Below are 5,005 nucleotides of genomic sequence, written 5' to 3' on the forward strand. Positions count from 1 at the left end.
GATCGCCCCTCAACGAACTCCGGGTGGAAAACAGCCTGTTGTGGCTGATTCAACTGGGTGTATTGCGTCGAGAAGTCGATGGTCAAGGGATTACCGATAGTTTCCGCCTCACTCCCCTGGGACGGCAATTGGTGGCGGGATGGGAACAGTCCACGGGCCAAATTCCCCCCCCATCCTGGGGCGATCGCCTTTATAATTTCCTCAATCGTTGGGTACGATTGCCCATCTTTTAGCAAAACCACTGAGAAATTTCTGCCATTATGAAAGCCATTATGGTTGTTGGGACCACATCCCACGCCGGGAAATCGGCGATCGCCACGGCCCTATGCCGGATCCTCTATCGCCGAGGGATGCGCGTCGCCCCTTTTAAAGGACAAAACATGGCCTTAAATGCCTACGTTACCCTCAAAGGTGGCGAAATCGGCTACGCCCAAGCGGTACAAGCCTGGGCGGCTGGAATTGACCCGGAAGTGGAAATGAACCCGATTTTATTAAAACCCCAAGGGGATATGACTTCCCAAGTCATCCTCAGAGGAAAACCCGAGGGCTGCGTGGGGGCAGCAGAATACTATGAAAAGTTTTTTGATCGGGGCTGGAGTGCGATCGTTGCATCCTTGAACCAGCTTGCCAAAGACTTTGATATCATCGTCTGTGAAGGGGCCGGAAGTCCAGCAGAAATCAATCTCAAACATCGAGATTTAACGAATATGCGCGTTGCCAAACATCTCAACGCGCCCACTATTTTGGTGGTAGATATTGACCGAGGCGGTGCTTTTGCTCATGTGGTGGGGACATTAGCATTATTAGACCCCGAAGAACGGGCTTTAATTCGTGGGGTTGTAATTAATAAGTTTAGAGGACAGCGATCGCTCCTTGACTCGGGAATTACCTGGTTAGAGGAATACACTGGCATTCCCGTACTCGGGGTGATTCCTTGGATCGAGGAAATGTTTCCCGCAGAAGACTCCCTAAGTTTATTAAATGCTCCCACTCACAAAGAAGAGAGCGAAATTACTATTGCGGTGATTCGCTTACCCCGAATTTCTAATTTTACGGATTTCGACCCCTTAGAAGCCGAACCGAGTGTCACCCTCAAATATATCAGCCCCAAACAATCTTTGGGCTATCCCGATGCAGTGATTATCCCCGGTTCTAAAACCACCATTGCGGATTTGCTCGTGCTTAAACAAACTGGGATGGCGGAGGAATTGCAAAACTATGTGGCTGGAGGCGGAACTGTTTTAGGCATTTGTGGCGGCTACCAAATGTTAGGCCAAGTTGTGGCAGATCCAGAAGGGGTTGAAGGCATCGAAGGACGATTTGAAGGATTGAATCTCTTGCCGATTAAAACCGTCATTACAACCCATAAAGTGTCTCGCCAACGGGTGGTTAATTCTCATTATCCCACCCCGGGGTTACCCGTTACGGGCTACGAAATTCACCAGGGTCGGACTCAACCAAGCGAACGGTTCAATGGCGCATTATCTCCAGATATTAAACCCCTATTTGATGATTTGAATTTGGGACTGGTGGATAAAGAGCTATCCGTTTGGGGTTGCTATTTGCATGGTCTGTTTGATAATGGACCTTGGCGGCGGGCTTGGTTAAATCGCCTCCGCAATCAAAGAGGGTTAAAATCATTACCAACCGGGATTGCTAATTACTCAGACCAACGAGAAGAAATTATTGATGCTTTGGCAACGATTGTCGAAGCCCATTTAGATTTAACTCCCTTGTTATGAAAATAGTTGGAAAAACCACAATGAGATGGGGGCGACTCGACTGGGGAACAATCAATATTTACCCTTCACCCAAGCTAAAATTATGAGTGTAGATGTTATTTTTTTACCCGATCGCATTACGGTAAAAGCTGAGGTCGGAGAACCCTTACTAGAGGTGGCAAAACGGGCTGGAATTACGATTCCAACCGGATGTTTAATGGGGTCTTGTCATGCTTGCGAAGTAGAAATTGATGGCGATCGCACCGTTTGTTCCTGTATTTCTGGCGTGCCTGGGGGTCAAGAACGGGTCACCATTAATCTCTATATCGACCCAACCTGGTAACGGGTAAATATCACCCGATGCAATTTTTATCCTAAATCCCTTTCCCAAAATGGGAGAGGGACTTTGATTTTGCTCCCCTTCTCACCCAATGGTTGAAGGGTGGATATCATGAGAACAAAATTGTGGTAAATTGAGTGAAAATACCCGGTCTTAAGTTAACAAATTAAAGATTTTAAATTTGAGAAAATTCTAGCTTATCTTAAAAGAATCACCCCAGGCGATTCCGATGCCTTGGACTCCGATCGCCCTTCTGTGGCTCCCCTTCAGCCTTCTGCCGAATTACTATGCTGCAACCTAATTATTTACCCTTCTATTCCCCAGACTTAGAACAAGCGATCAACCGATCGCCGATGGTCGTTTCTCCCGATACCCGCCTGATTGATGTCATTACCCAAATGGCTCACGCTAGAGCGAGTTGTGCCCTGACTGATGTGACCGCATCAATGGCATTCAGTCCTTTAGATGATGCGGGAGACGGCTGTGTATTGGTGATGGAGGGTGAGCAATTACGGGGAATTTTTAGTGAACGCGATGTTGTGCATTTGTGTGCGGCGGGGGTAAAAATTGTAGAAATTACCATTGCCGAAGTCATGACGAGGGAGGTAATTACCTTACTTCAGTCTGAATTTCGGGACCTGTTTCAAGTCCTCTCCCTGATGCAGAAACATTGTATTCGTCACTTGCCAATTGTAGCCGAACAGGGTCAAGTTTTAGGCATTTTGAGTCATGGTAGTATCCGAAAAGTGCTACAGCCGGTGAATCTCCTCAAGGCGCGATCGGTATTAGAGGTGATGATTCGCTTCGGTCGTGACGGCACCACCGACTGCATCCTTGCTGTCCCTAGCGGAATTGATGTCTCGGAACAAGGTTAGCTGTGTGGTGATTACCCAGATGCCAGAAATCCTTAACCCTGACTTCACCGAGGGTTCCTTTCACAGTATCCCGATTTCTCCCTCAGAATCGGACTCTCAATCTGAGAGTCGCCGGGAAACTGGACCGATCGCTCTCGGGATGGTCACAGAACGGGACCTCGTGCAATTTCATGCGTTGGATCTGGATTTGAACAGCACCTCGGCGGCGATCGTGATGAGTCAACCTTTATTTTCACTCAAACCCGACGACTCCCTGTGGAACGCTCATCAGATGATGAAACAGTGGTCTGTGCGCCGGTTAGTTGTCGTCTCTGAACAAGGGAAACTGTTAGGAATTGTCACCCAATCTACCCTCCTGCAAGCCTTTGATCCAATGGAAATGTATCGGGTGATTGAGATATTACAACAATCTGTTGAAGAACAGCTCGTTGAACTCACCGAAACGAATGAACTCTTGCAAAAAGAGATTTTAGAACGTCAACAAGCCCAGGAAGAATTAAATCTGGCCCTCGCCCAAGAAAAGGAACTGAATGAACTGAAATCAAGCTTTACTTCAATGGTGACTCACGAATTCCGAAATCCACTCACCTCGATTTTATGTGCCTCCCAATTATTAGAAAGATTTGCAGATAAAATAACGGAAGAACAACGGTTTAATTACCTGCAAATGATTCAAAAAACCGCTGAATATATGGAGCAGATGATTGATGATTTGCTAGTTCTGGGGCAGGTCGAAAATCGACAATTGGAGTATGAACCGCACTCCCTATATTTAGTCAGATTATGTCAGGATTTGGTCGAAGAACGACAATTTAGCGATATCGAACATCATTCTATTATCTTTCAGGCAGTCGGTTCGACTGACGATGCCTGTCTCGATGAAAAACTCTTGCGCTACATTCTAGGCAATTTGCTCACCAATGCTTGCAAATATTCCCCCTCTACTACCCCGATTTATTTTGATTTAATTTGTCAAGACAATCAGGCTATTTTTAAAATTCGCGATGCCGGAATTGGCATTCCGGTAGAGGACCGCAAACGCTTGTTCCAGTCCTTTCATCGGGCGAGAAATGTAGGGAAAATACCGGGAACGGGATTGGGACTGACGATTGTGAAAAACTGCATAGAAGCACATCACGGTGAGATTGCCGTAGAGAGTGAAGTCAATGTGGGGACTACCTTTACGGTAACTTTACCCTTAACTCCAGAAAATGCCGCAAATTGTTGACTATTCCGTTAGGATTGAGAATAGTCGGCGATCGCATAGTCCCGAAATCGTTCTAAATCAGCTTGAATCGTGGATTCTACAACGCGACCTAAAAATAAATTATCCAGAAGCTGTCCCAGAATACCCGGAATAGCATAGGCGATGGTGAGCTTAACTACACTGCCTTCTTGATAGCGATCGTAAAAACGAATTGCTCCTCGATTCGGCAATCCATCCACCGATTCCCACTGAATAATTTGGTTCGGAACAATTTTCAAAATCCGCGACAGCCAACTAAATTCAAATCCCCCAGAGGCTAATTTCCACCGCGATAATTCCGGATCTTCTTCTAAAATCTGCACCGATTCAATCCATTTCATCCAGCGGGGCATCTGCTCTAAATCAGACCACAGACTCCAGACATGATCAATCGGGGTGCTGACTTCTACTAAGACGCTATGTTCTAACCAGTTTGTCATCAGAATTTAAACGTTTAAATTGATAGTTTATCGGTTGAACTCGTTTTATATATAGCAGTCCTAAATCAGTTGTGGAATGCCCTCTCCTGCTCCCCTCTCCCAAAGGGGAGCAGGAGAGGGCATAAATCATTTAGGATTGCTATAGCGGTTCGGTGGACTCATAAGGTAGTCTCTAAAGCCCCTCTCCCTCTTTGGGAGAGGGGTTTGGGGTGAGGGCGGATCGCACTCTTTGTAAGAACAGCTTTGACACTCCCACGTCTAAAGAGCATGGGATTCTTTAAGAGTCCAGAATTTAGACCTTAAGGGCGTAGTCAATGCGCCCCTACCTATTCACGCTCACTGACTCTCGCCATGAGGCTTACGGCTACCTTTTTTAATCTCGA

General features: G+C 46.5%; 6 protein-coding genes. 5 read left to right on the forward strand and 1 reads right to left on the reverse strand.

The features are described 5' to 3' along the window. The 5 genes from J0895_RS19395 to J0895_RS19415 form a co-directional block, all read left to right on the forward strand. The coding region (locus tag J0895_RS19395) for an Npun_F0494 family protein (RefSeq protein ID WP_340643558.1) at positions 1-233 on the forward strand (233 nt) is incomplete at its 5' end. A 27-nt stretch (positions 234-260) separates the two neighbouring features. Continuing rightward, positions 261-1,742 carry a cobyric acid synthase CobQ gene (cobQ, locus tag J0895_RS19400; RefSeq protein ID WP_207089648.1) on the forward strand — a complete coding sequence of 494 codons (1,482 nt, stop codon included), beginning with the start codon at positions 261-263 and terminating at the stop codon, positions 1,740-1,742. Positions 1,743-1,824: 82 nt separating this feature from the next. Beyond that, positions 1,825-2,064, forward strand: coding sequence for a 2Fe-2S iron-sulfur cluster-binding protein (locus J0895_RS19405; RefSeq protein ID WP_207089649.1), 240 nt, complete (start codon positions 1,825-1,827; stop codon positions 2,062-2,064). A gap of 284 nt (positions 2,065-2,348) precedes the next feature. Continuing rightward, entirely contained in the window at positions 2,349-2,936 is a 588-nt protein-coding gene (locus J0895_RS19410) for a CBS domain-containing protein (protein ID WP_207089650.1), read from the forward strand. After that, on the forward strand, positions 2,917-4,164 hold the full coding sequence (locus tag J0895_RS19415) for an ATP-binding protein (protein ID WP_207089651.1): 1,248 nt from the start codon (positions 2,917-2,919) through the stop codon (positions 4,162-4,164). The genes J0895_RS19410 and J0895_RS19415 overlap by 20 nt, the downstream gene beginning before the upstream one ends. An 8-nt stretch (positions 4,165-4,172) precedes the next feature. On the opposite strand, the gene J0895_RS19420 is transcribed toward J0895_RS19415, so the two are convergent. After that, positions 4,173-4,622: an SRPBCC family protein gene (locus tag J0895_RS19420; protein WP_207089652.1), complete on the reverse strand. Its 450-nt coding sequence runs from the start codon at positions 4,620-4,622 to the stop codon at positions 4,173-4,175. Between the last annotated feature and the right edge of the window lie 383 nt (positions 4,623-5,005).

Source organism: Phormidium pseudopriestleyi FRX01 (assembly GCF_017313335.1).
Lineage (GTDB): Bacteria > Cyanobacteriota > Cyanobacteriia > Cyanobacteriales > Laspinemataceae > Laspinema > Laspinema pseudopriestleyi.

Bases quoted from the DNA above. Each gene is read 5' to 3' on its own strand.
- cobQ (WP_207089648.1), top strand. From the start codon at position 261: ATGAAAGCCATTATGGTTGTTGGGACCACATCCCACGCCGGGAAATCG.
- J0895_RS19405 (WP_207089649.1), top strand. From the start codon at position 1,825: ATGAGTGTAGATGTTATTTTTTTACCCGATCGCATTACGGTAAAAGCT.
- J0895_RS19410 (WP_207089650.1), top strand. From the start codon at position 2,349: ATGCTGCAACCTAATTATTTACCCTTCTATTCCCCAGACTTAGAACAA.
- J0895_RS19415 (WP_207089651.1), top strand. From the start codon at position 2,917: ATGTCTCGGAACAAGGTTAGCTGTGTGGTGATTACCCAGATGCCAGAA.
- J0895_RS19420 (WP_207089652.1), bottom strand. From the start codon at position 4,622: ATGACAAACTGGTTAGAACATAGCGTCTTAGTAGAAGTCAGCACCCCG.